23 protein-coding genes are annotated in these 24506 nt (G+C 42.9%); 15 read left to right on the forward strand and 8 right to left on the reverse strand.

The window, feature by feature from the left end:
* Positions 1–27: 27 nt before the first annotated feature.
* The gene (locus C1E58_RS11285) at positions 28–1011 is read right to left on the reverse strand and encodes an L-lactate dehydrogenase (RefSeq protein WP_105210390.1); all 984 of its coding nucleotides are present in this window, start codon (positions 1009–1011) and stop codon (positions 28–30) included.
* A 188-nt stretch (positions 1012–1199) separates the two neighbouring features.
* Here C1E58_RS11285 and gyrA point away from each other — a divergent pair, with 188 nt between their 5' ends.
* From gyrA to radC, 3 genes are all read left to right on the forward strand, one after another.
* Entirely contained in the window at positions 1200–3650 is a 2451-nt protein-coding gene (gene gyrA / locus C1E58_RS11290) for a DNA gyrase subunit A (RefSeq protein ID WP_105210391.1), read from the forward strand.
* Between the two features lie 6 nt (positions 3651–3656).
* Positions 3657–4406, forward strand: a complete 750-nt coding sequence (locus C1E58_RS11295; RefSeq protein ID WP_105210392.1) for a class A sortase — start codon at positions 3657–3659, stop codon at positions 4404–4406.
* Between the two features lie 77 nt (positions 4407–4483).
* Complete coding sequence (radC, locus tag C1E58_RS11300) at positions 4484–5164, forward strand: RadC family protein (RefSeq protein ID WP_105210393.1); 681 nt, start codon at positions 4484–4486, stop codon at positions 5162–5164.
* A gap of 42 nt (positions 5165–5206) precedes the next feature.
* Here the strand turns inward: radC and C1E58_RS11305 are convergent, their stop codons facing one another.
* From C1E58_RS11305 to C1E58_RS11330, 6 genes are all read right to left on the reverse strand, one after another.
* Positions 5207–5848, reverse strand: a complete 642-nt coding sequence (locus C1E58_RS11305; protein ID WP_105117927.1) for a redox-sensing transcriptional repressor Rex — start codon at positions 5846–5848, stop codon at positions 5207–5209.
* A 180-nt stretch (positions 5849–6028) separates the two neighbouring features.
* Positions 6029–6232, reverse strand: coding sequence for a DUF4649 family protein (locus C1E58_RS11310; RefSeq protein ID WP_105210394.1), 204 nt, complete (start codon positions 6230–6232; stop codon positions 6029–6031).
* A gap of 2 nt (positions 6233–6234) precedes the next feature.
* Positions 6235–6579: a DUF1831 domain-containing protein gene (locus tag C1E58_RS11315; RefSeq protein WP_105210395.1), complete on the reverse strand. Its 345-nt coding sequence runs from the start codon at positions 6577–6579 to the stop codon at positions 6235–6237.
* Position 6580: 1 nt separating this feature from the next.
* Positions 6581–7696, reverse strand: coding sequence for a cysteine desulfurase family protein (locus tag C1E58_RS11320; RefSeq protein WP_105210396.1), 1116 nt, complete (start codon positions 7694–7696; stop codon positions 6581–6583).
* Between the two features lie 11 nt (positions 7697–7707).
* Positions 7708–8685 (reverse strand): ribose-phosphate diphosphokinase, encoded by a 978-nt coding sequence (locus C1E58_RS11325; protein WP_105210397.1) that lies wholly within the window; start codon positions 8683–8685, stop codon positions 7708–7710.
* A gap of 122 nt (positions 8686–8807) precedes the next feature.
* Complete coding sequence (locus C1E58_RS11330; RefSeq protein WP_105210398.1) at positions 8808–9383, reverse strand: CYTH domain-containing protein; 576 nt, start codon at positions 9381–9383, stop codon at positions 8808–8810.
* 86 nt (positions 9384–9469) lie between these two features.
* Between C1E58_RS11330 and C1E58_RS11335 the strand changes: the two genes are divergently transcribed.
* From C1E58_RS11335 to C1E58_RS11380, 10 genes are all read left to right on the forward strand, one after another.
* Complete coding sequence (locus C1E58_RS11335) at positions 9470–10141, forward strand: GTP pyrophosphokinase (protein ID WP_105210399.1); 672 nt, start codon at positions 9470–9472, stop codon at positions 10139–10141.
* The gene (locus tag C1E58_RS11340) at positions 10125–10943 is read left to right on the forward strand and encodes an NAD kinase (protein WP_105117082.1); all 819 of its coding nucleotides are present in this window, start codon (positions 10125–10127) and stop codon (positions 10941–10943) included. The genes C1E58_RS11335 and C1E58_RS11340 overlap by 17 nt, the downstream gene beginning before the upstream one ends.
* A complete protein-coding gene (locus C1E58_RS11345; protein ID WP_105210400.1) occupies positions 10943–11836 on the forward strand; it encodes an RluA family pseudouridine synthase in 894 nt (297 codons plus the stop codon). The genes C1E58_RS11340 and C1E58_RS11345 overlap by 1 nt, the downstream gene beginning before the upstream one ends.
* A gap of 20 nt (positions 11837–11856) precedes the next feature.
* A complete protein-coding gene (gene pta, locus C1E58_RS11350) occupies positions 11857–12843 on the forward strand; it encodes a phosphate acetyltransferase (RefSeq protein WP_105117080.1) in 987 nt (328 codons plus the stop codon).
* A 4-nt stretch (positions 12844–12847) separates the two neighbouring features.
* On the forward strand, positions 12848–14584 hold the full coding sequence (locus C1E58_RS11355) for an ABC transporter ATP-binding protein (protein ID WP_105210401.1): 1737 nt from the start codon (positions 12848–12850) through the stop codon (positions 14582–14584).
* Positions 14571–16316 (forward strand): ABC transporter ATP-binding protein, encoded by a 1746-nt coding sequence (locus C1E58_RS11360; RefSeq protein ID WP_105210402.1) that lies wholly within the window; start codon positions 14571–14573, stop codon positions 16314–16316. The genes C1E58_RS11355 and C1E58_RS11360 overlap by 14 nt, the downstream gene beginning before the upstream one ends.
* A gap of 346 nt (positions 16317–16662) precedes the next feature.
* Positions 16663–16935 carry a 30S ribosomal protein S16 gene (rpsP, locus tag C1E58_RS11365; protein ID WP_002940682.1) on the forward strand — a complete coding sequence of 91 codons (273 nt, stop codon included), beginning with the start codon at positions 16663–16665 and terminating at the stop codon, positions 16933–16935.
* Between the two features lie 21 nt (positions 16936–16956).
* On the forward strand, positions 16957–17199 hold the full coding sequence (locus C1E58_RS11370) for a KH domain-containing protein (protein WP_002940680.1): 243 nt from the start codon (positions 16957–16959) through the stop codon (positions 17197–17199).
* A 281-nt stretch (positions 17200–17480) separates the two neighbouring features.
* On the forward strand, positions 17481–19217 hold the full coding sequence (locus C1E58_RS11375; RefSeq protein WP_105210403.1) for an ABC transporter ATP-binding protein: 1737 nt from the start codon (positions 17481–17483) through the stop codon (positions 19215–19217).
* A gap of 9 nt (positions 19218–19226) precedes the next feature.
* Positions 19227–21035: an ABC transporter ATP-binding protein gene (locus tag C1E58_RS11380; protein WP_105210404.1), complete on the forward strand. Its 1809-nt coding sequence runs from the start codon at positions 19227–19229 to the stop codon at positions 21033–21035.
* 228 nt (positions 21036–21263) lie between these two features.
* Here C1E58_RS11380 and C1E58_RS11390 read toward each other — a convergent pair whose 3' ends face one another.
* The gene (locus tag C1E58_RS11390; RefSeq protein ID WP_105210405.1) at positions 21264–22202 is read right to left on the reverse strand and encodes a polysaccharide deacetylase family protein; all 939 of its coding nucleotides are present in this window, start codon (positions 22200–22202) and stop codon (positions 21264–21266) included.
* A gap of 105 nt (positions 22203–22307) precedes the next feature.
* On the opposite strand from C1E58_RS11390, the gene C1E58_RS11395 reads away from it, so the two are divergent.
* Both C1E58_RS11395 and thrB read left to right on the forward strand, forming a co-directional pair.
* Positions 22308–23594, forward strand: a complete 1287-nt coding sequence (locus tag C1E58_RS11395) for a homoserine dehydrogenase (RefSeq protein WP_105210406.1) — start codon at positions 22308–22310, stop codon at positions 23592–23594.
* A gap of 3 nt (positions 23595–23597) precedes the next feature.
* Positions 23598–24458, forward strand: a complete 861-nt coding sequence (thrB, locus tag C1E58_RS11400) for a homoserine kinase (RefSeq protein WP_105210407.1) — start codon at positions 23598–23600, stop codon at positions 24456–24458.
* Positions 24459–24506 lie beyond the last annotated feature (48 nt).

The following is a 24506-nucleotide window of genomic DNA, read 5'->3' on the forward strand; positions in this document are numbered from 1 at the left end:
GACCAATGGTTCACCTTTTTAGTCTACTTAGTTTTTAACACCAGCAGCAATTTCTGGGTTGGCGAAAGCATCGTCAATGATGTCTTTCAATTGCTTAGCAGAAGCTTGCATTTTTTGCAATTCAGCATCATTCAATGGGATGTTTACTGGACGAACGATACCGTGTGCACCGATAATAGCTGGTTGACCGATGAAGACATCTTCAACACCTTCGTATTGACCTGCTTGGTATACAGACAATGGAAGAACTGCATTTTCATCATCAAAGATTGCTTTAGTAATACGAGCAAGAGCGACACCGATACCGTAGTATGTTGCACCTTTTTTGTTGATGATTGAGTAAGCTGCATCACGAACAGATACAAACAAGTCAACAAGACCTTGCTCATCGATATCGCGGTTATCTTGCAACCAGTCGTACAATTTCACACCTGCAACGTTAGCGTGTGACCAAACTGCGAATTCAGAATCACCGTGCTCACCCATGATGTAGGCGTGTACTGAACGTGCGTCGATGCCAATTTTCTCAGCCAATGCTTGACGGAAACGAGCTGAGTCAAGAGAAGTACCAGAACCGATAACGCGTTCTTTAGGGAAACCTGAGAATTTCCAAGTTGAGTAAGTCAATACGTCAACAGGGTTTGCGGCAACAAGGAAGATACCGTTGAAACCAGATTTAACGATTTCAGAAACGATTTGTTGGTTGATACGAAGGTTTTTCTCTACCAATTCAAGGCGAGTTTCACCTGGTTTTTGTGGCAAACCAGCTGTCAAAACAACTAGGTCTGCATCGTGAGCATCTGAGTACTCAGCAGAGTAGATTTTTTTAGGTGAAGTGAAGGCCAATGCGTGGCTCAAATCTTCTGCGTCACCTTGTGTACGGTCTTTGTTGATATCGATGATACCCAATTCTTGACCAATACCTTGGTTAACAAGTGCATAAGCATAAGCAGAACCTACGGCACCATCACCGACAAGGATAACTTTTTTGTGTTGTTTAGTTGCAGTCATTGCTAAACATCTCCTTAGTTTTATTTGGGGATGACCTCATCCCAACCATCTACCATTCTAGCACTTTTTAGGTGTTTTGTCACTTGTGAAAGGGACTTTGAAAATGTTTACATGATAGTTTTCAATAAAGAGTTTTGTCGTAAAATATGGTATAATAGAGGCACAATGACTGTTGAAAGAGGCATAAGATGCAAGATAAAAACTTAGTAACGGTGAATCTTACCAACGAGATGAAATCATCCTTCATCGACTATGCGATGAGTGTAATCGTTTCGCGTGCTTTGCCAGATGTGCGAGATGGTCTCAAGCCTGTTCATCGCCGTATTTTGTACGGAATGAATGAGTTAGGGATTACACCAGATAAACCCCATAAGAAATCTGCCCGTATCACAGGGGATGTTATGGGTAAATACCATCCGCACGGGGATAAGGCCATTTATGACGCCATGGTTCGTATGGCGCAGTGGTGGAGCTATCGCCATATGCTAGTTGATGGCCACGGAAACTTCGGTTCTATGGATGGTGATGGAGCTGCTGCCCAGCGTTATACAGAGGCTCGTATGAGCAAGATTGCTTTGGAAATGCTCCGTGATATTAACAAGAATACGGTAAACTATGCGGACAACTATGATGCTAGTGAGCGTGAGCCAGAAGTTCTACCGGCTCGCTTCCCTAATCTTTTGGTTAATGGTACGACTGGTATTGCCGTTGGTATGGCGACCAACATTCCGCCACATAACTTGGGCGAAACCATCGAAGCTGTGAAGCTGGTGATGGACAATCCAGAGGTAACAACTCGGGAAATCATGGAAGTCCTTCCTGGGCCAGACTTTCCAACTGGTGCCTTGGTCATGGGGAAATCAGGTATCCACCGTGCCTATGAGACAGGTAATGGCTCTATTACCCTTCGTTCACGTACAGAAATCGAAGAGTATGGAAACGGCCGTGAGCGTATTGTCGTTACTGAGTTTCCATACATGGTTAACAAGTCCAAGGTTCAAGAACATATTGTCCGTTTGGTCCAAGAAAAGCGGATTGATGGTATTACAGCTGTTCGAGATGAGTCAAACCGCGAGGGTGTGCGATTTGTCATCGAAGTACGTCGAGATGCTTCAGCCAACGTCATTTTGAACAATCTCTTCAAATTAACGCAGTTGCAAACCAACTTTAGCTTCAATATGTTGGCTATTCAAAATGGTGTTCCTAAAATTCTCTCTGTTCGCCAGATTTTAGGAGCCTATATTGAGCACCAAAAAGAAGTCGTAACTCGTCGGACGCAATTTGACAAGGAAAAAGCGGAAGCACGTGCTCATATCTTGGAAGGCTTGCTGATTGCCCTTGACCACATTGATGAAGTCATTCGCATTATTCGTAATTCAGAAACGGATGCTATTGCTCAGGCTGATTTGATGGAGAAATTTGAGCTTTCTGAACGTCAGAGTCAGGCCATTCTTGATATGCGCCTCCGTCGGTTGACAGGCTTGGAACGTGATAAGATTCAGTCTGAATATGATGAATTGATTGCCTTGATTGCTGATTTGGCTGATATTTTGGCCAAACCAGAGCGTGTTGTCACCATTATCAAGGAAGAATTAGATGAAGTCAAACGCAAATACGCTGATCCACGTCGTACAGAATTGATGGTCGGAGAAGTTCTTTCCCTTGAAGATGAGGACTTGATTGAGGAAACAGATGTTTTGATTACCTTGTCAAATCAAGGGTACATCAAGCGTCTGGCTCAGGATGAATTCCAGGCTCAAAAACGTGGAGGACGTGGGGTTCAGGGAACTGGTGTCAAGGACGATGACTTTGTGCGTGAGTTGGTGTCGACCAGCACGCACGATCGCCTCTTGTTCTTTACCAACAAAGGTCGAGTTTACCGACTCAAAGGGTATGAAATTCCAGAGTATGGCCGTACGGCTAAAGGCTTGCCAGTTGTCAACTTGCTCAAGTTGGAAGAAAATGAGTCCATTCAAACCATTATCAACGTAACCAAGGATCAAGAAGCAGATAGCTATCTCTTCTTTGCAACCCGTCAAGGTGTGGTCAAGCGGACTAGCGTTTCAGAATTTGCTAATATCCGTCAAAGTGGTCTTAAGGCCTTGAACCTGAAAGAAGATGACGAGCTGATTAACGTCTTCTTAACAAACGGTCAGGCGGATATCATCATGGGGACTAAGTTCGGCTATTCTGTACGTTTCACTGAAACAGATGTTCGGAATATGGGCCGTACAGCAACAGGTGTGCGCGGTATTAAACTACGCGAGGGAGACCAGCTAGTTGGTGCGACCATGATTTCAGATGACCAGGAAGTCCTCGTCTTGACAGAAAAAGGTTTTGGTAAGCGTACCCCAGCCAGTGAATATCCTACCAAAGGCCGTGGTGGTAAGGGGATCAAGACCCTCAAAGTTGCTGAGAAGAATGGTTCTCTGGCAGGTTTGACAACGGTATCTGGTGATGAAGACATTATGGTTATTACCGATACTGGGGTCATTATCCGAACCAGTGTTGCCAATATTTCTCAAACTGGTCGTTCAACCATGGGTGTCAAGGTCATGCGTCTAAATGATGAGGCAAAAATTATGACATTTGCACTCGTTGATGCCGCAGATGCCAAGAATGAAGAAGAGAAGGAGTAGAATTCTATGTCAAAACGTGCTAAAAGTAAAAAAGGAAAAAGTGGGATTTGGCGTAATCTTCTAGCTTTGTTGCTAGTCTTGATTTCTCTAGCTCTCATCTTTAACACCTCTATCCGTAATTTTATAATTGGATGGAATACCAATAAATATCAGATTTCAAAAGTCACTGCTGAAGACATTGAAAAAAATAAAGAGGCAGAAACTACTTTTGATTTTGAACAGGTTCAGGCCATTTCTACAGAAGCTATATTGGCTGCCCAGTGGGAAGCCCAACGTTTACCAGTAATTGGTGGTATTTCAATCCCAGAACTTGGAATCAATTTACCTATTTTCAAGGGTGTGGGGAACACATCTCTAATGTACGGTGCTGGAACCATGAAGGAAACCCAGGAAATGGGGAAAGGGAATTATGCCTTGGCTAGTCACCATATTTTTGGTGTAGCTGGTGCGGCGGATGTTCTCTTCTCCCCGTTGGACCGTGCTCAGAATGGTATGAAAATCTATATCACTGATAAGACCAATGTCTATACTTATGTGATTGACAGTGTGCAGACAGTTACACCTGAGAGTGTCTATGTTATTGATGATGTAGAGGGTCGAACAGAAGTAACCTTGGTAACTTGTGAAGACTATGATGCAACTGCACGGATTATCGTAAAAGGTGTGCTAGAATCAACAACGCCTTATACTGAAACCTCACAAGATATACTTGACTCATTTAACAAATCATATAACCAATATGATTATGGTCAATAAGGTTTAGGACTGAGAATTTTCTCAGTCTTTTTTCATTTTCTTGCTTGTTTACGAATAAAATAAGTGAGGAGGATTTTATGTACCAAATTGATTTTAAGGAAGAGGCACTTTTGCCACGAGAAAGATTACTAGAAGTTGGGGCAGAAAAATTGAGTAATCAGGAATTATTGGCTATTTTCATCCGAACTGGAACCAAAAATGAGCCTGTTTCTATTTTATCCAATAATCTACTCAATCGCTTGGAAAGTCTGGCCGCCCTAAGGGAGCTGTCTATTGAAGAATTGCAGAAATTAACGGGCATCGGTCGTGTCAAAGCGATTGAAATCAAGGCCATGATTGAGCTAGGAAAACGGATTAACCAGTCGGAGCTTTTATTGAATGACCGGATTTTAGGCAGTGAGAAATTGGGCCGAAAGATGATCCAAGAACTTGGAGATAAAAAGCAAGAACATCTAGTTGCCCTCTATCTCAATACGCAAAATCAGATTATCTGCCAAAAGACTATTTTTATAGGAAGTGTCAACCGGAGTATTGCTGAGCCAAGAGAGATCTTGCATTACGCGGTAAAATGCATGGCAACATCCATTATCATTGTTCATAATCATCCGTCGGGATCCGTTGAGCCAAGTAGGAACGATTTATTGTTTACCGAGAATTTAAAAAAGTCCTGCGAAACACTAGGACTGGTCTTGTTGGATCATTTGATTGTAGGCAATAAGGATTATTATTCTTTTAGGGAAGAAAGTGAGCTATTTTAGAGGATAAAAAGAGAGGAGCCGGGAATTCGGTTCCTCTGTTCATTATTCACCCTTGCGCATGAAATAGAGAAGGGTTTGCAACTCGCTGGTCAGGTCAACATACTGAACGACTACATCTTTGGGAACCGATAAATTGACCGGAGAGAAACTGAGAATGCCTTTGACACCAGCTTCTACTAATATATCGGTTACCTCTTGAGCCTTGATACTTGGGACAGTCAGAATAGCTGTTTGGGCACCTGCTTCCAAAATACGTTCCTTGATTTCAGAAATAGCATGGATGGGAATATTTTCATCAACGGTTCCAACCGCTGGATTGTCATCCGCTTCAAAGGCCATGACAATTTTCATTTTATTGCGCTCATGGAAGCGGTAGTGGAGTAGGGCACGGCCCATATTTCCGACACCGACAAGCATAACATTTGTAATCGAATTGTCATTGAGAATTTCCGCAAAGAAATCCATCAATTCTTTTACATTGTAGCCAAAGCCACGGCGACCTAGTTCACCGAAGTAGGAGAAGTCACGGCGCACGGTTGCGGAGTCGATACCGATGGCTTCTGCAATTTCCTTGGAGCTAGCTTTTTCAATATTTCCGGCATAAAAGCGTTTAAAGATACGATAGTAGAGCGAAAGGCGCTTGGCAGTTGCGCGCGGGATATCTGCTTTTTTTTCGTTTTTCACAATGACCTCCTTAAATATGGTTGGCGACAATACTATACTAGCTGACTGGTCTAATGCTTATTTTACTTGAGTATAGGCCTACCAATTTTTCATTCATTTTCAATTCTTTCTTCTATTCTAGTCCAAGATTGTGAAAAAATCAACAGATTGGATTGAAAAAGACTAAGCATGAAATCTTGCCTAGTCTAGTGTTTGAAAGTAGCGGTAGAGGTCACCAATGGTTCCTTTATAATCTAGCTGGTGACCATCTCGTATTAGTTTGGTTACAGGATAGTAATCAGGAAGAGTGAGGCAACCTGAGAAAGCCAGTTTGGCTGCATCCAGATTGTCAAACTCTTGTTTTCTAGCTATTTTGTAAGCATCTTTATAGTGAACAATAATCATGCTTAACCTTCCTTGGTAAATAGGTCACGGTCCACTAAGCTATCCATCAAGAAGTAGAATTTTTCCTGGATGACCTTGTTTCCATTTTCTTTAAAGATATTGACCAAGTGCAAGCCAGATTTGTCTGTGATGTTGATTTTAAAACCGTTCAACTCTTTATTGACAATAATCTTTAAAAGAAAACCCTGATTTGAGTTAGGAACTTCTTCCAAGAGGCGCGTGAGTTGGTAGTGCCCTGCTTTTGTTTGTTCAAAAGTGGTATCTCGCAGGGTGTATTTTTTGATGTTAGGGCTAATGTGATAGGTAAATGCGCAATCTTTTAGGCTAACTGATTGTTGAAAGGCCATTTTATCCTCCAATGATGTTTTGTAATTCTGTGAGGAGAGCGTCAATCTCTTCTAGGGTATTTGTTTCAGATAAGCTGATACGGATAGACTCTTTCAGTCGTTGGGAATTTGTTCCATACATGGCTTCCAGCACATGACTGTTCTGAACAACGCCAGCAGTACAAGCAGAGCCGCTAGATACAGCAATACCTGCCAAGTCTAGTCGCATGAGGACTTGCTCATTGAGCTTATTAGGGAAACCGATGTTGATAACATGAGGGAGATGGGGACCTGCTTGGTTGATGTAAAATGAATAGCCATCTAATCCAGCTAGGAGGTGATTTTTCAAACCTTGGATGTGATGAACATTACTGTCAAGTTGATAGACCTGTTCTTGAAGAGCAAGTGCCATGGCAGCAATGGCAGGAAGGTTCTCTGTGCCTGCTCGGTGTTGGTTTTCTTGCTTCCCTCCATGAATAAGGGAATCAAATCCCCGCAAGCGACTGTATAGAAAACCGACTCCTTTTGGTCCGTGGAATTTGTGGGCAGAAGCAGCCAGCAAATCAATGCCATAGTCAGCAGGCTGTACATCCATTTTTCCGACGACCTGCACAGCATCTACATGAAAGACGGCCTGATGGTCGGCCAATAGTTGACCAATTTCCTTAATAGGAAGGACTTGGCCTGTTTCATTGTTGGCAAACATGGTGCTGACCAAGATAGTATCTGGTCGCAGAGCTTCTTGGATTTGCTGGGCAGTGATGACCTGATTGACAGGTTGAATGTAGGTAACCTCAAATCCGAAGCGGTCTTCTAGGTATTGCATGGTATGAAGAACAGCATGGTGTTCGATAGCAGTTGTAATCAGATGCTTGCCCTTGGCTTGATTGGCAAGGGCATAGCCTTGAATAGCTAGATTATCAGCTTCTGACCCACCAGCAGTAAAAATAATGTGATCAGGATGGACGTCAAGAACTTGAGCAATGTCTTGTCTAGCCTGCCGCAAAATTTGATTGGCTTTTCGACCAGCCTGATGGATACTGGAGGGATTGCCGTAGGTTTCTTGGGCAACTTCCAGCATCCGTTGGAGAGCAGTGGGAGATAGGGCAGTGGTAGCTGCATTATCTAAATAAATCAAAGAAGGTACTCCTAGTTTTCTTTTTCAGGATTGGTAAACTTGAAGAGTGGGCTGAGTGGTTGGTGCTCTTGGATACGATGGATGGCATTAGCAATCAAGTCACTAGCTGTTAGGAAGGCGATATTCTTAGGTTCTTGTTCCTTGCTTGCAACTGAGTCGGTCACCAAAATTTCCTTAATTGGAGAAGCGTCTAGCAACTCAGCTGCACTACCAGCGAACAGACCGTGGCTGGCAACGGCGTAAATTTCAGTGGCGCCACCTTCTTGGACAATTTTAGAAGCTTGAGAGAAGGTGCGACCAGTATTTAAAATGTCGTCAACCAAGATAGCTTTCTTACCAGCAACTTCACCAATGATGTAGCCCTCTGCACGCTCGGAATCATCTTGGGCGTAGTCGATAATGGCAATAGGAGCATTCAAGAATTCTGCGATGTTACGCGCACGTTTGATACCAGAGTTTTTTGGACTAACGATTACGACATCATCACCACAGAGCCCTTTGTCCATGTAGTAAGATGCGAAGAGTGGTTCTGTCAGAAGGTTATCAACTGGAATATCAAAGAAACCTTGAATTTGTGAAGCGTGTAGGTCAAGTGTCAATACACGGTCAACACCTGCTTTGACCAGCATATTTGCAACGAGTTTAGCAGTGATTGGTTCGCGTGGAGATGCCGTGCGGTCCTGACGAGCATAGCCAAAGTAAGGCATCACCGCTGTAATAGTGTTGGCACTTGCACGCTTGCAGGCATCAATCATAATCAGCAATTCCCACAAGTGATTGTTGACTGGGTAGCTGGTTGATTGGATGATGTAGACATCGACACCGCGGACAGATTCTTCAATGTTGATTTGGATTTCACCGTCTGAAAACTGGCGTGAAGATAGTTTTCCAAGTGGAAGACCAGCTGATGCAGCAATTTTTTCAGCAATATCACGATTGCTATTGAGTGAGAAAATTTTAATGTTGTTTTCACCAAGTGGTTGACCCATTTTCAAGTAACTCCTTTAAATGTTAGGCTTTTATAAAAAGCATAAAAGTAAAATTAACAATAGATAATTTTATTCTATCAAAAAAATGAAATTTTTTCAGTATCCAAGTAAAAAAATCAGCCTTATTGGACTGATTTTCGATGGCTAGCAGTTCGTGCAACCTTACTGCTAGCGTATTTAAATTGGATGGAGTTCTTCTTGAGAAAGTCTTCAAAGAGAATTTTGCCTTGGTGGGCATCCGTCACTTCAACTTCCAATTCGTAATCCACTTGCCCGGCATATTCATTTTCATCTAGAGCCATTAGTCCGATGGAGGTTTCTTTCTCGTGTCGTTTGGTAGTCAGGCTCCCCCAGACAGCCAGTTTGTCAATCGGAACATCTGTGGCTGAGATGATGTCGGCAATGTGTCCTGCGGGCAGTTGGAAGTTTTCGATTAGCTGAAGAGCAGTGTGGATGTCCAAAACTTGGTTATACTCTTGGTTGCCAACTTCCTGTGGAATTTTTAGGGTCAGCTCTGCTATTTCTTCAAAAGTCCGAATACGGAGTGAAAAACGGTGCTTTCTCATGTCCAGGTCAGGCGTGTCGATGTAGTGATTGGTTTGAAGAACGGGGCTTATGTCTGAAAAGTCGGAAAGAAGACGAAGGTACTCGGATTTGGTTAATAAGGTTTTATACTCAATTTCAAGGTGGTTTTTCATGCAGTAAACCCTTTCAATGTGTTATAATAGAATGGTCTTTGTGTTATTCTATTATAATTTAGAGGTTTTGACAAGAAAGGGACCGTATGGACTTTAACTGGGAAGAATTTTTAGACCCCTATATCCAGACAGTAGGTGAGTTGAAAATCAAACTGCGTGGTATTCGTAAGCAGTACCGTAAAGCCAATCGCCATTCTCCTATAGAGTTTGTGACTGGACGGGTAAAGCCTATTGAATCCATCAAAGAGAAAATGGCCCTGCGACACATTAAGTTGGAAAATCTTGCTCAAGATATGCAGGATATTGCTGGACTTCGGATTATGGTTCAGTTTGTGGACGATATTGAGGAAGTTTTGGCGATTTTACGCAAGCGCAAGGATATGCAAATTGTTCACGAAAGGGATTATATCAACTATATGAAGGCTTCGGGTTATCGTTCCTATCATGTGGTGATTGGGTACCCAGTGGACACTATAAATGGCAATGAAACGGTTTTGGCAGAAATCCAAATCCGTACCCTGTCCATGAATTTCTGGGCGACCATTGAGCATTCCCTCAACTATAAGTATAAGGGGAATTTTCCTGAAGAAATCAAGAAACGCCTAGAAGTGACAGCAAAGATTGCCTATGAATTAGACGAGGAGATGCGAAAAATCCGCAACGACATTCAGGAGGCGCAGGCCTTGTTTGACCCTGCCCATCGCAAGCTGAATGACGGTGTGGGAAATAGTGACGATACAGATGAAGAATACAGGTAGAAAAAAAATCGCTCTGCTCGCTAGCCGAAATCCAAAGAGTGAAGCTGTGTCCAAAGAACTTTGGACAAAATTGAAAGAAGCAAATTTCATACTGACACCTAAAAATCCTGATATTGTGATTTCAATCGGTGGTGACGGCATGCTCCTATCTGCCTTTCATAAGTATGAAAAGTTGATTGACCGTGTGCGTTTTGTCGGTATTCATACAGGCCATCTAGGTTTTTATACGGATTACCGTGACTTTGAGGTGGACAAATTGATTGAGAACCTCAAGCTTGATACTGGTGCCAGGGTGTCCTATCCGATTTTGAATGTCAAGGTAAAGCTAGCAGATGGTCGTGTTGTAGAGGCGCGTGCCTTAAATGAAGCAACCATCAAGCGCTTATCCAAAACCATGGTGGCGGATGTCATTATTAACAATGTTCCTTTTGAACGTTTCCGAGGGGATGGTATTTCAGTTTCTACCCCAACTGGTTCGACGGCCTATAACAAGTCCTTAGGCGGTGCTGTTTTGCATCCGACCATTGAGGCCCTGCAAATTGCAGAAGTTGCCAGTCTAAATAACCGTGTTTATCGCACGCTAGGGTCATCTATCGTGGTTCCCAAAAAAGACAAGATTGTCATTGAGCCCAAGCACAGCGACCGCTATTCGATTGCTGTTGATAATAAGACCTATGTCTATGACAACATTGAAAAAATTGAGTACCAGATTGACCAGCATAAAATTCACTTTGTTGCGACCCCCAGCCATACAAGTTTCTGGAACCGTGTGAAAGATGCCTTTATCGGAGAGGTGGAGTAATGCGGTTTGAATTTATAGCTGACCAGCATACGAAAATTAAGACATTCCTGAAAAAGCATGGTGTTTCAAAGGGCTTGTTGGCAAAAATCAAGTACACAGGTGGCAATATTTGGGTCAATGACATCGAGCGCAATGCAACATACTTGCTTGATATTGGAGATAGGGTTACAATTGACATACCAGCTGAGGAGGACTTGACAGGGAGTTTGAAACCGATTTCCTTTCCGCTGGATATTGTCTATGAAGATGACCACTTTCTAGCGATCAATAAGCCGGTTGGTTATGCTTCTATTCCGTCAGCTCTGCATTCCTCGACCATTGCTAATTTTGTGAAAGGCTACCTTGTGGGGCAAGATTACGAAAATAAGCAGGTCCATATCGTAACGCGGTTGGATAGAGATACTTCGGGTGTCATGCTCTTTGCCAAACATGGCTATGCCCATGCTCGACTGGACAAGCAGTTGCAGGCCAAGCTCATCCACAAGCGCTATTATGCTCTGGTTAAGGGGGATGGTGTGTTGGAAGCAGAGGGGGATATCATTGCCCCGATTGGTCGTCCAGAAGATAGTATTATCACACGTTGTGTGACCAAGACTGGGAAATATGCCCATACTTCCTATCGGCTTGTCCAATCTTGGGGGGATATTCATCTGGTTGACATTCAACTCCATACTGGTCGAACCCATCAGATTCGCGTTCATTTTTCTCATATTGGTTTTCCGCTTTTGGGAGATGATATGTATGGTGGGAGCTTAGATTGTGGAATCGAGCGTCAGGCCTTGCATTGTCATCATTTGGCCTTTGACAATCCTTTCTCAGCCAAAAGGATTGACTTGGAAGCAGATCTTCCAGACGATTTTCAGGCTGTTATCAATTTGTTAACTAATAAATAATATTTTAAAGGAGAATTTTCATGGAAATTCGGAGTTTATTTGGTGAAATGAAGCAAAAAATCGTAGGTAAAAAACTACGAATTGTTTTCCCAGAAGGTACTGATGAGCGTGTTGTTCGTGCAGCTGCTCGTTTGAAATTTGAAGGTTTGGCAGAGCCTATTATCCTTGGTGTACCTGAAGATGTTCATGCCTTGTTGACAGATTTTGGTTTCTCAAACCCAGGTATTACAGTTATTGATCCAAATAATTACGCTAATTTTGATGCTATGAAGCAAGAGTTTGTGACTCTTCGTAAGGGCAAGGTTGATGAGGCGCAGGCAGATGAAATCTTGCGTGATGTCAACTACTTTGGTGTTATGTTGGTGCAACTGGGCTTGGCTGAAGGTATGGTTTCAGGAGCGATTCACTCTACTGCAGATACTGTTCGTCCTGCTCTTCAAATTATTAAAACCAAGCCAGGTGTGCAACGTACTTCAGGGGTTTTCTTGATGGTTAAAGACCAACACAAGTTCGTTTTTGGTGACTGTGCCATTAACATTGAACCAGATGCTGAAACATTGGCTGAGATTGCTATCCAATCTGCAGAAACTGCAAAAACATTTGGTATTGATCCAAAAGTTGCTATGATTTCCTATTCAACGAAAGGTTCAGGTTCTGGTCCACGTGTAGACAAGGTTGTTGAAGCTACTCGTATTGCTCAAGAACTCCGTCCAGATCTTTTGATTGATGGCGAATTGCAGATGGATGCGGCCTTGGTTCCTGATACAGCTCGTTTGAAAGCACCTGGTAGTCCAGTGGCGGGCCAAGCCAATGTCTTTATCTTCCCGGCTATCGAAGCAGGTAACATCACTTATAAAGTTGTTGAGCGTCTTGGTGGCTACGAAGCGGTTGGTCCAGTTTTGCAAGGTTTGAACAAACCGGTTAACGACCTTTCACGTGGATGTAGTTCTGAAGATGTCTACAAATTAGGTATCATCACTGCTGCCCAAGCAATTGCTGCTGAGTAATCGGATGACATCACTTTTTCGATATTTTAAACCATATAAGAAGGAATCACTATTAGGTCCAGTTTTCAAGTTATTGGAGGCTAGCTTCGAGCTGTTGGTACCCTTGTTGATTGCTTATATGGTTGATAGCATTATTCCAAATGGCAACCGGGGAAACCTGGTTGCTATGCTTTTATTATTGGTCGGTCTTGCTTGTGTCGGAATATCTGTTTCGCTGATAGCTCAATATTTTTCAGCCAAGGCAGCAGTTGGTGTGACAAAGGAGCTGACTAATGATTTGTATCAAAAAGTCCTTTCACTTCCAAAATCTAGTCGAGATATTCTTTCGTCTTCAAGTCTATTGACCAGACTGACCAGTGATACCTTGCAGATCCAGACAGGAATCAATACCTTTTTGCGCTTATTTTTACGAGCTCCCATAGTTGTATTTGGTTCACTGTTGATGGCTTTTTATATTAGTCCAAGCCTATCAGTCTATTTCTTAGGAATGATTATCCTCTTACTTATCATAGTGACTGGAATTTCCATCCTGACCAGCCGTATTTACCAATCCATTCGCAAGGAATTAGATGGTTTGGTGGGACAGGTAAGAGAAACCGTTACGGGTTGGAGGATTATTCGTGCATTTGGGCAAAGAGAGCGGGAAATAAAGGCTTTTCAAGGCATCAATCAGCGTTATAAGCAGCAACAGCTAGAGGCTGGTTTTTGGTCTAGTCTTTTATCACCATTGACCTTTCTAGTGGTAAATAGCACCTTGCTCATTCTCATCTGGCAGGGATATACAGCTATTTCAAACAACCTACTGGAGCAGGGGATATTGGTTGCTCTTATCAACTATCTCCTTCAAATTTTGGTTGAGCTGGTTAAGATGATTATGGTTGTGTCTACTCTTAATCAGACCTATATTTCAGCCCGACGCATTCAAGAAGTTTTTGAACAAGAATCAGAGAATGTGGAGGCTGATTTGCCTGTGGTTAAAAGTAGGGATAAGGAATTGGTTTTTTTAGTTCATGACCTTACATTTGCTTACCCCAAATCAGCTGAAGAAACCTTGGTTAACATAAATTTCCAACTGCGCAAGGGGCAATTCATGGGAATTATTGGAGGGACTGGGTCAGGTAAGTCAACCCTAGTGGATTTATTGCAGGCACTCTATTCTTTACCGACCAACCAACTCTCTATCTATATTGATGGACAGAGTCCTAAGAACTTAAAAGAGTGGCGCAGGCAAATCGCTATCGTCCCCCAGCAAGCACAGCTGTTTGCTGGAACGGTGCGCTCTAATCTTTCCTTAGGTTTAGAAAGTATAGTAGATAGTGATTTGTGGGCGGCCCTAGAAATTGCCCAGGCTAAGTCCTTCATTGAGGACAAGGGGGGCTTGGATAGCCCTGTAGAAGCCTTCGGGAAGAATTTTTCTGGTGGGCAAAGGCAACGTTTGACCATTGCACGCGCTATTTTGCAGAAAGCACCGATTTTGATTTTAGATGATGCGACCTCTGCCTTGGATTACCTAACAGAAAGTCGTTTATTGGCTTCAATTCGTCGTGAATTGCCAGAGCAAACCTTAATAATGGTGTCGCAGAGGACTAATAGTTTACGGGCAGCTGATCAGATTTTAGTCTTGGATCAAGGGCGTCAAGTTGGACTTGGTCGCCATGAGGACTTGCTGAGAAGCTCTGCCATTTACCAAGAAATCGATCAATCACAACATAGGGAGGAGGGCAGCCATGAAACAATCTAGTTTTAAGGCACTGGTCAGATTGGTTTTACACCAACCCCTTCGAATGTCCTTGATGTTGGTGGGAACTTTGGTGCAGGTGCTTCTGACAGTTTATCTGCCTATCTTGATTGGTCAGGCAGTCGATGTAGTTTTGATAGCAGATGGTCAGGTCTTGCTTGGTATTATAGGTAAAATGGTCATGGTTATCTTGCTTAATACGCTTGTGCAATGGTATCTCCCACTCCTAACCAATCGCTTGGTTTATGGAATGGTAGCTGATTTGCGTGAACAAGTTTATGTGAAGCTGCACCATATGCCATTGTCCTATCTTGATCGTCAATCAGTCGGCGATTTGGTGGCTCGTTTTTCAAGTGATAGTGAGCAGTTGACCAATGGTCTCTTGATGATTTTCAATCAATTTTTCATTGGTATCTTGACCATTTTCCTAACCATTTTTACTATGGCTAGACTGGACATGACCATGATGTTGGTCGTTGTGGCTCTGACCCCTCTTTCTCTGCTTGTGGCACGCTATATCGCTAAGAAATCCTATGGTTATTATAGAAAGCAAACTCAGGCGCGTGGCCGACAATCCCAGTTGCTTGAGGAATCAATTAGTCAATTGACACTGGTTCAGTCTTTCAATGCTCAAGAGCAATTTTCCAAGCATTTTCAGGGTGTCAATGACCAGTATGCAGCCTATTCCCAACAAGCTATCTTCGCCTCTTCAACGGTCAATCCCAGCACTCGCTTTGTCAACGCCCTTATTTATGCCTTACTAGCTGGACTTGGCGCGTTGAGAATTATGGCAGGGAATTTTACAGTGGGATCGCTGACAACCTTCCTCAATTATGCTAGTCAGTACAGCAAGCCTTTTAATGATATTTCTTCGGTCCTATCGGAATTGCAGAGCGCCTTAGCTTGTGCAGACAGGCTGTTTGCTATTTTGGCTCAAGATAGCATTGACGATCTTGCTGAGCGGAAAATTGACTCTGAGGAGTTGAAGGGTGCTATTTCCTTTGAAAATGTGTCTTTCTCTTACAGAGATAATCAATCATTGATTGAAGCTCTAAATATTGACGTTAAATCTGGGCAGAAAGTTGCCATTGTTGGACCGACAGGAGCTGGTAAATCAACCATGATAAACCTTCTCATGCGTTTCTACGATGTGACGGCTGGTCAGATTGTCTTAGATGGGGTTCCGATTAGTCAGTATAGTCGTGAAGACCTTCGCAGACAGATTGGCATGGTCTTACAGGAAACTTGGATCAAATCTGGTACCATTCATGATAATATTGCCTATGGCTATCCAAATGCCACGCGGGAATTGGTTATTGAGGCAGCTATGGCAGCCAATGCAGACTTCTTTATTCGTCAGCTTCCGCAGGGCTACGATACGGTGCTATCAGATGGCGGCTCTTCTTTATCACAAGGGCAACGTCAGCTCTTGTCCATTGCGCGTGTTTTTGTTAAAATACCTAAAATCCTAATTTTAGACGAGGCGACTTCCTCTATTGATACACGGACCGAACTCTTGGTACAAGAAGCCTTTGCTAAATTGATGGAGGGAAGGACCAGCTTTATCATTGCCCACCGGCTTTCAACCATTCAATCAGCCGACTTGATTTTGGTCAAGGTGGATGGAAAAATTGTGGAACAAGGAAATCATGGGGAGTTGATGGCTATGGGGGGCATATATTACAAAATGCAGAATAATCAGCAGATGGAGGATAATGTAGCGAATGAAGCGTGATAGCACTGGACACGGGAAATAGTTCATCATTATAAGTGATTGAAATGATTCCAAGAATGTAAGTAAAGTACTGAAGAAGGATTAAATGAATACAATATGGTTAAAAATATTTGATTTTATGCGTTTTTTTATAGGACGTTTGAATGCTAGAAAATGTGGAGCTTGTTGGGATATCTTGAAATGATGGATGTGTTTTTGATGAGGTTGTAAATGAGTTGCCGGATATTTTTTCGTTCTGTCAAGTTTTTTTCTTGACAGCTGGTCAAAGTGTGTTATAATAGAACATGTGCTAAATAGCTCTGCTATTTCACCGAATAAAAAAATAAAGAAAAGAGAACATTTTAAAATGGCAGTAAAAATCCGTTTGACTCGTATGGGTTCTAAAAAGAAACCTTTCTACCGTATTAACGTTGCAGACTCACGCGCACCACGCGATGGTCGTTTCATCGAAACAGTTGGTACTTACAACCCACTTTTGGCTGAAAACTCAGTAACTCTTAAAGAAGAGCGTGTACTTGAGTGGTTGGCAAAAGGTGCACAACCATCTGATACAGTTCGTAGCCTTCTTTCAAACGCTGGCGTATTGAAGAAATTCCACGAGCAAAAATTCTCTAAATAAGAACAGTAAGCGAGAACACTTATGGACATGATTGAAAATCTCATTATTGCGATTGTGAAACCTTTGATTTCACAGCCTGATAGCTTGACAATTAAAATTGTTGATACACCTGAATTTTTAGAATATCATTTGGATTTGGATAAATCTGATATTGGCCGTATCATTGGGAAAAAAGGACGCACAATTTCTGCAATCAGAACGATTGTTTACTCTGTTCCAACAAGTGATAAAAAAGTTCGTTTAGTGATTGACGAGAAAGAATAGAAAGTCACCATTTGGTGGCTTTTAACGTTGACAAAGGGGCTATGCCCCTTTTTATACTTTTTGAAAATCAAAAGCAGATATTGTTGACTTGATTTGATGAGTGAAAAGCTCCAGTGGAGGTTTTCATCCTGTTACCTTGAAACAAAATAGTAACAGGTTTCTATCCGTTCAGAGAATCAAAGATGTTCGCTCTATCACCAAGCACCAAAGGTTCCACAAACCTTTAGAGTTGGTCTATTTTTGATTTTCATTGAGTATGAACATATAGAAAGGGTGAAAAGATGAATCTGATTTGGACCTATTTGAAAAAATACCCTAAGTGGATTGCCTTGGACTTGTTGGGAGCCTTCTTATTTGTAGTGGTAAACTTGGGCTTGCCGACTTTTTTGGCTAGAATGATTGACCAAGGAATTACAAAAAATAATGTCGGTCAGCTCTATTACTGGGCGGGAATGATGGGCTTAATCGTCTTGCTTGGAATTGTTGGACGAATAACGCTTGCCTATGCGGCTGGTCAGTTGACGACCAATATCGTAAAAGATATTCGAAATGATTTGTACGAGAAAATTCAGGACTATTCTCATCACGAGTATGAGCAGATTGGTGTTTCTTCTCTGGTTGCTCGTATGACCAATGATGCTTTTGTCTTGATGCAGTTTGCGGAGATGGTATTGAAGCTGGGAATTATCACTCCTTTGATGATGATTGCTTCTGTTATTATGACCTTGGTAACCAGTCCAAGTCTGGCTTGGACAGTCGCAGTAGCCATGCCGTTTCTCGTTATCGTTATTTTCTATGTAGCAACTAAAACCCGCCCTCTATCAGAAACACAGCAAAAACGCTTGGATACTATCAACCAGTATGTTCGTGAAAACCTCATGGGCTTGCGGGTTATTCGAGCTTTTACGCGGGAAGAATTTCAAGAGGAGCGTTTTGCGGCAGTCAATGAAGAATACACAGAAACATCCAAAAAACTCTTTAATCTGACAGGTTTGACAGAACCGCTCTTTGTACAGATCATCATTGCCATGATTGTGGCCATTGTCTGGTTCGCTTTGGAACCCTTGAAAACAGGCAGTCTACAAATCGGTGATTTGGTAGCCTTTATCGAATATAGTTTCCACGCGCTTTTCTCATTCTTGCTCTTTGCCAACTTGTTTAACATGTATCCACGTATGTCGGTATCAAGCCAACGGATTCAGGAAGTCTTGGATATGCCCATTTCTATTTCTAAGAATGAAGATGGGATTACAGAAACAGACACTCGTGGTTATTTGGAATTTGAAAATGTAACTTTTGCCTATCCTGGTGAAACGGAATCGCCTGTTCTCCACAATATTTCATTTAAGGCCAAGCCTGGGGAAACCATTGCCTTTATTGGTTCGACAGGTTCTGGTAAGTCATCTTTGGTACATTTGATTCCGCGTTTCTATGATGTGACACTTGGTCGTATCTTGGTGGACGGTGTGGATGTCAGACGCTACAATCTAAAGGCACTCCGCAGCAAGATAGGCTTCATTCCGCAGAAAGCTCTGCTATTTACCGGAACAATCGCAGAAAACCTCAAGTACGGGAAGCTAGATGCGAGTTTGGCGGAGTTGCAGGAAGCGACGGATGTTGCTCAGGCCAAGGACTTTATCGAGAGCAAGGAAGAGAAATTCGACACCCATCTTGCTGAGGGTGGAAGTAACCTGTCGGGCGGGCAAAAGCAACGTTTGTCTATTGCCCGTGCCATTGTCAAACAGCCAGACATTTATATTTTTGATGATTCCTTCTCAGCCTTGGACTATAAGACGGATGCCATTTTGAGAGCTCGTTTGAAGGAAGTAACGGAACATGCGACGGTGCTGATTGTTGCCCAACGGGTCGGAACCATTATGGATGCTGACCAGATTATCGTGCTAAATGAGGGTGAAATCGTTGGTCGTGGTACTCACAATGAATTGATGGAAAGCAATGAGATTTACCGTGAAATTGCCAACTCTCAACTTAACCGTCAATCCTTGACAGAAGAATAGGAGGAATGTATGAAGAATTCATCAGTATTTACCCGTGTTTGGGGCTACCTACGTCGTTACCAATCTTCTGTCTATTTCGCTGTCATTCTAAAGACTGTCAGCGCAGTGATGAATGCCTTGGAACCCTTTGTGTTGGGGCTTATCATCACAGAATCGACCAAGAATTTGCTGGACATGGCAAATGGAGTAGAAGGAGCTCAACTAAACTATTCCTACATTGCCATCATGCTTGCCATCTACGCCCTGCGCGCTCTGATGTATGAAATCGGTGCCTATGGTTCTAACTATTTTATGACCAAGGCAGTGCAGGGGGCGACCAAGGAGCTACGTCAGGACTTGAGCCATAAGATTAACAAAATTCCAGTATCTTATTTTGACAAGCACCAGTATGGTGATTTGCTGGGTCGTTTTACAAGCGATGTGGAAACTGTTTCAAATGCCCTGCAACAAAGTTTCCTTCAGTTAGTCAATGCTGTTCTGACTCTCTCTCTAGCCATTTTCATGTGTTTCTGGTTGGATGTATCCCTAGCACTTGTAGTCGTAACCTTGGTTCCAGTGACCTATTTTGGTTCCAAGTTTGTCATGGGCAAATCCCAGCCTTATTTCAAGCAACAGGCTGATGCCCTAGGTCGATTGAACGGCTTTGTCCAAGAAAACCTTACTGGTTTTAACGTCCTCAAGCTCTACGGTCGTGAAGAATTGTCCACGCAAGAATTTCGCCAGATTACCGCAGATTTGCAGGAAGTCGGTTTCAAGGCTAGTTTCATGTCTGGTTTGCTCATGCCTCTGGTACACGGTTTGTCAAACATTGCCTATGTCGTCGTAGCCTTGCTGTCAGGTCTGAAAGTCCTTGCAGGTACATTGACGGTGGGTAATATGCAGGCCTTCGTCCAATACGTCTGGCAGATTTCTCAGCCTGTCCAAACCTTGACCCAGTTGGCACCCCAGTTGCAGTCTGCTAAATCTTCCCTTGAACGCATCTTTTCAGTCTTAGATGAGCTTGACGAAGAAGACGCCAATGCGCTAGAGTTGACAGCTAGTCTGACCGGACAAGTCAGCTTTGAACAGGTCGAATTTGGCTATTCAGAAGACAAACCGCTTATCCGTAACTTTAATCTTGATGTTAAGCCAGGTGAAATGGTGGCTATCGTTGGACCAACAGGGGCTGGTAAGACAACCCTCATCAACCTGCTCATGCGTTTCTATGATGTCACATCCGGTGCTATCAAGGTGGATGGTCAGGACATTCGGAAGATTTCCCGTCAATCCTACCGTAGTCAATTTGGTATGGTCTTGCAGGATGCTTGGCTCTACGAAGGGACCATCAAGGAAAACTTGCGATTTGGACGTCTGGATGCGACGGATGAAGAAATTGTGGAGGCAGCCAAAGCCGCCAACGTTGACCACTTTATCCGTACCCTGCCTGGCGGTTATAATATGGAAATGAACCAGGAATCCAGCAATATTTCCCAAGGTCAGAAACAGCTCTTGACCATTGCGCGTGCCTTGCTAGCTGACCCAGCCATTCTCATCCTGGATGAAGCGACTTCTTCCGTTGATACACGTTTGGAACTTCTCATCCAAAAGGCCATGAAACGATTGATGAAAGGGCGGACCAGTTTTGTCATCGCCCACCGCTTATCAACCATTCAGGAAGCTGATAAGATTTTGGTCTTGAAAGATGGACAGATTATCGAACAAGGTAACCACGAAAGTCTTTTGGCAGACAAAGGTTTCTATTATAATCTGTATCAAAGTCAGTTTAGTCAATCCAATACTCTTCGAAAATCAAAAGCAGACGTTGTTGACTTGATTTGATGAGTGAAAAAATCCTGTGGATTTTTTCAGCCTACTACCTGAAGATGCGAAAGTAGTAGGGGGCTATCTGCTCTTGGAGAAGCGAACTTCGTTCGTTCTATTTCTAACCTCCAAAGGTTCCCCAAACCTTTGGAGCTAGTCTGATTTTGATTTTCATTGAGTATAAATAAAACGAACTCCCTTGTCAGTGAAGACAGGGGAGTTTTCTCATAGACATGTTTGTAACATTTAATAGGCAATTTCTGCAAGAAGATTTTCAGCTGTAGTGGTTGGGAGGATGCGAACTCGGTTGAGAGTGAGCAGGCCATCACTTGCAGAAGCCAAGCCGTTGTTGGTTGTGACACCTAGTTTGTAGCCTGCTTGTTCAGTCAAGGCAACTGTATCAGCTGAATAGCGACCACCAGGATAAGCAATGGCGATGGTGTTTTGCTGTAGCTGACTATCTAGGTAGGTCTTGGACGAGGTCAATTCTGCTACTTGCGTTTCGATGCTGCTATATTCCAAGTCTGGATGGTTGACAGTATGACCTTGGAAAGAAAGGCCAGCAGCCTGCATTTCCTTGATTTGCTCGATGGTCAGATGACCAGCCTGTCCATATTCCGTAAAACCTGTGATGACGTTATTGGTGGCTTTCATCTGATACTGCTTGAGCAGGGGGTAGGCGTGGCTGTAGAAATCCCAGAGGCTATCATCAAAGGTTAGCCAGACTACCTTTTTCCCAGCTGGTAGGACGTTTTCAGTGAGCACCTTATAGGCCTCTTCAGGTGAAAGCGTGTAATAGCCCGCGTCCTGTAAGGCTTTTAAATGACTTTCAAAGGTTGCTGGATCTACAATCAAATTTGCATTTGCAGCTTCCTCAGGCGCCATGACATGAATGGCATGGTACATGAGGATAGGTAGTTTGACAGGTTCAGCCTGTACTTCCCAAGTGATGTCGGTCTGAAAGGGAGATGATGTACTTGCCTGTGTAAACTCTTTGCTGGTTTGAGAAATTGCTGGCCCATTCTGTCCATCTGATTGCTTACTTGATTGATTGATGTTAGACAAGAGGAGAAATAGAATAAGGGACAGAATAGCTAGGGGAACTAGGTCTAAGAATCGTTCAATCCTTGTCCGTCTTTTACGCTTTTGTTTTCTATTCAGAGTGATCAATCTGGAATGTTTCATAAACCATTCTCCTCATAAATATGTTTAGAATGATTATACCAAATTTTTTGCCAAAAAGTTAGTCTATTTGATATAATGGGAGAAATACTTTCTAAAGGAGATCACATGGTAGTTAAGATTGGATTATTAGGATTTGGTACAGTTGCAAGTGGCGTACCATTTTTGTTAGCAGAGAATGCAGAAAAGATTGAAAAGGCTGCACAGGACAGTATTGAAGTAGCAAAGGTTCTAGTCAAAGATGATGCAGAAAAAGAACGCTTGTTGGCTGCAGGTCATGACTACAATTTTGTAACAAATATTGATGAGATTTTAGCGGATGAGGACATTGCCATTGTCGTTGAATTGATGGGACGTATCGAACCAGCTAAAACCTTTATTACCCGTGCCTTGGAAGCTGGCAAACATATCGTTACAGCCAATAAGGATTTGTTGGCGGTTCATGGTAGCGAATTGCGTGCCTTGGCTGAAGAAAAGGGCTTGGCACTTTATTATGAAGCTGCTGTGGCTGGCGGTATTCCTATCTTGCGTACCTTGGTCAACTCTTTGGCGGCCGACAAGGTCACTCGTATCCTTGGTGTTTTGAATGGTACATCTAACTTCATGTTGACCAAGATGGTGGATGAGGGCTGGACTTACGAAAAGGCTCTTCAAACAGCGCAGGAACTTGGCTATGCAGAGTCTGACCCGACAAATGATGTTGAAGGTATTGATGCGGCTTACAAGGCTGTTATCCTCAGTCAATTTGCCTTCGGTATGACGGTTGATTTTGAACATGTGGCACACAAGGGTATTTCGAACATCACGCCAGAAGATGTAGCAGTGGCTCAAGAATTGGGCTATGTCATCAAACTTGTGGGAGATATTCAAGAAACCACCTCTGGTATTGCTGCCCAAGTATCTCCAACTTTCTTACCGAAAAATCATCCACTTGCGAGTGTCAATGGTGTGATGAATGCTGTCTTTGTGGAGTCTATCGGTATCGGTCAGTCCATGTACTATGGACCAGGTGCGGGTCAGAAACCAACTGCAACAAGTGTAACGGCTGATATTATCCGTATCGTTCGTCGCTTGAAAGACAATACTATCGGCAAAGCCTTTAACGAATACAGTCGCCCGCTTCAATTAGCAGCTCCAAGTGATGTTAAGAGTGAATACTATTTCTCTATTGAAACAGCTGATAAGAATGGTCAAATGTTGCGCCTGGCTGAAATTTTCAATGCAGAAGAAATTTCATTCAAGCAAATTCTGCAACAAGCAGCCAATGGTGAAACAGCTCGCTTAGTCATTGTTACCCACGAAATGAGTAAGACACAGTTGGAAAATGTAACAGCAAAATTGGCAAAAGAAACAGACTTTACTGTCTTGAATACCTTCAAGGTATTGGGAGAATAAGACATGAAAATTATTATTCCAGCAACATCAGCCAATATTGGACCTGGTTTTGACTCCGTTGGCGTTGCCCTTTCAAAATACTTGACCATTGAAGTCTTTGAACAGACAGAAGAATGGATGATTGAACACAATCTGGACCATGTGCCATCGGATAAGAATAATCTCCTTATCAAAACTGCTTTAAAAGTGGCTAAAAACTTGCAACCACATCGGATCAAGATGACCAGTGATATTCCCTTGGCGCGTGGATTGGGTTCATCCAGTTCCGTTATTGTGGCAGGTATTGAGTTGGCCAATCAGTTGGCAGGACTGAATATGACGGCAGAGGAAAAATTGCTCAAAGCAACTGAAATCGAAGGGCATCCTGACAATGTGGCGCCTGCGATTTATGGTAATCTAGTTATTGCTAGCTATGTCAATAAGAAAGTACAGGCAGTGGTAACAGAGTTTCCTGAGGCAAGCTTTGTTGCCTTCATTCCAAACTACCCTTTGCGGACCGTTGAAAGTCGTGGGGTGCTACCTTCACAAATGGGCTATAAAAAAGCCGTGGCAGCTAGCGCCATTTCTAATGTAGCTGTTGCTAGTTTGATGGCTGGCGATTTGGAAAAGGCTGGAAAAGCCATTCAGTCAGATATGTTCCATGAACCCTTCCGCCAACTCTTGGTCAAAGAATTTTGTCCAATCAAGCAAACAGCACAAGAATTGGGAGCCTATGCAACCTATCTATCAGGAGCTGGACCTACTGTTATGGTATTAGCACCCAAGGACAAGGAAGCTGCCCTTGTGGCTGCTCTTGAGCAATTAGACCTAGATGGAACCGTTCATTCTCTCCGTGTAGATACCAAGGGTATTCAAGTGCTCTAATTTTCAGCTCCGTGAGAGCTGATTTTTTTCGTAAAAAATTATGACCAG

Origin of the sequence: Streptococcus suis (assembly GCF_002964575.1) — a bacterium.
GTDB lineage: Bacteria > Bacillota > Bacilli > Lactobacillales > Streptococcaceae > Streptococcus > Streptococcus suis_R.

What these genes read in the sequence shown, in the direction of transcription:
- C1E58_RS11285 (WP_105210390.1), bottom strand. Translation starts at nt 1,011, where the DNA reads ATGACTGCAACTAAACAACACAAAAAAGTTATCCTTGTCGGTGATGGT.
- gyrA (WP_105210391.1), top strand. Translation starts at nt 1,200, where the DNA reads ATGCAAGATAAAAACTTAGTAACGGTGAATCTTACCAACGAGATGAAA.
- C1E58_RS11295 (WP_105210392.1), top strand. Translation starts at nt 3,657, where the DNA reads ATGTCAAAACGTGCTAAAAGTAAAAAAGGAAAAAGTGGGATTTGGCGT.
- radC (WP_105210393.1), top strand. Translation starts at nt 4,484, where the DNA reads ATGTACCAAATTGATTTTAAGGAAGAGGCACTTTTGCCACGAGAAAGA.
- C1E58_RS11310 (WP_105210394.1), bottom strand. Translation starts at nt 6,232, where the DNA reads ATGATTATTGTTCACTATAAAGATGCTTACAAAATAGCTAGAAAACAA.
- C1E58_RS11315 (WP_105210395.1), bottom strand. Translation starts at nt 6,579, where the DNA reads ATGGCCTTTCAACAATCAGTTAGCCTAAAAGATTGCGCATTTACCTAT.
- C1E58_RS11325 (WP_105210397.1), bottom strand. Translation starts at nt 8,685, where the DNA reads ATGGGTCAACCACTTGGTGAAAACAACATTAAAATTTTCTCACTCAAT.
- C1E58_RS11330 (WP_105210398.1), bottom strand. Translation starts at nt 9,383, where the DNA reads ATGAAAAACCACCTTGAAATTGAGTATAAAACCTTATTAACCAAATCC.
- C1E58_RS11335 (WP_105210399.1), top strand. Translation starts at nt 9,470, where the DNA reads ATGGACTTTAACTGGGAAGAATTTTTAGACCCCTATATCCAGACAGTA.
- C1E58_RS11340 (WP_105117082.1), top strand. Translation starts at nt 10,125, where the DNA reads ATGAAGAATACAGGTAGAAAAAAAATCGCTCTGCTCGCTAGCCGAAAT.
- C1E58_RS11345 (WP_105210400.1), top strand. Translation starts at nt 10,943, where the DNA reads ATGCGGTTTGAATTTATAGCTGACCAGCATACGAAAATTAAGACATTC.
- pta (WP_105117080.1), top strand. Translation starts at nt 11,857, where the DNA reads ATGGAAATTCGGAGTTTATTTGGTGAAATGAAGCAAAAAATCGTAGGT.
- C1E58_RS11355 (WP_105210401.1), top strand. Translation starts at nt 12,848, where the DNA reads ATGACATCACTTTTTCGATATTTTAAACCATATAAGAAGGAATCACTA.
- C1E58_RS11360 (WP_105210402.1), top strand. Translation starts at nt 14,571, where the DNA reads ATGAAACAATCTAGTTTTAAGGCACTGGTCAGATTGGTTTTACACCAA.
- rpsP (WP_002940682.1), top strand. Translation starts at nt 16,663, where the DNA reads ATGGCAGTAAAAATCCGTTTGACTCGTATGGGTTCTAAAAAGAAACCT.
- C1E58_RS11370 (WP_002940680.1), top strand. Translation starts at nt 16,957, where the DNA reads ATGGACATGATTGAAAATCTCATTATTGCGATTGTGAAACCTTTGATT.
- C1E58_RS11375 (WP_105210403.1), top strand. Translation starts at nt 17,481, where the DNA reads ATGAATCTGATTTGGACCTATTTGAAAAAATACCCTAAGTGGATTGCC.
- C1E58_RS11380 (WP_105210404.1), top strand. Translation starts at nt 19,227, where the DNA reads ATGAAGAATTCATCAGTATTTACCCGTGTTTGGGGCTACCTACGTCGT.
- C1E58_RS11390 (WP_105210405.1), bottom strand. Translation starts at nt 22,202, where the DNA reads ATGAAACATTCCAGATTGATCACTCTGAATAGAAAACAAAAGCGTAAA.
- C1E58_RS11395 (WP_105210406.1), top strand. Translation starts at nt 22,308, where the DNA reads ATGGTAGTTAAGATTGGATTATTAGGATTTGGTACAGTTGCAAGTGGC.
- thrB (WP_105210407.1), top strand. Translation starts at nt 23,598, where the DNA reads ATGAAAATTATTATTCCAGCAACATCAGCCAATATTGGACCTGGTTTT.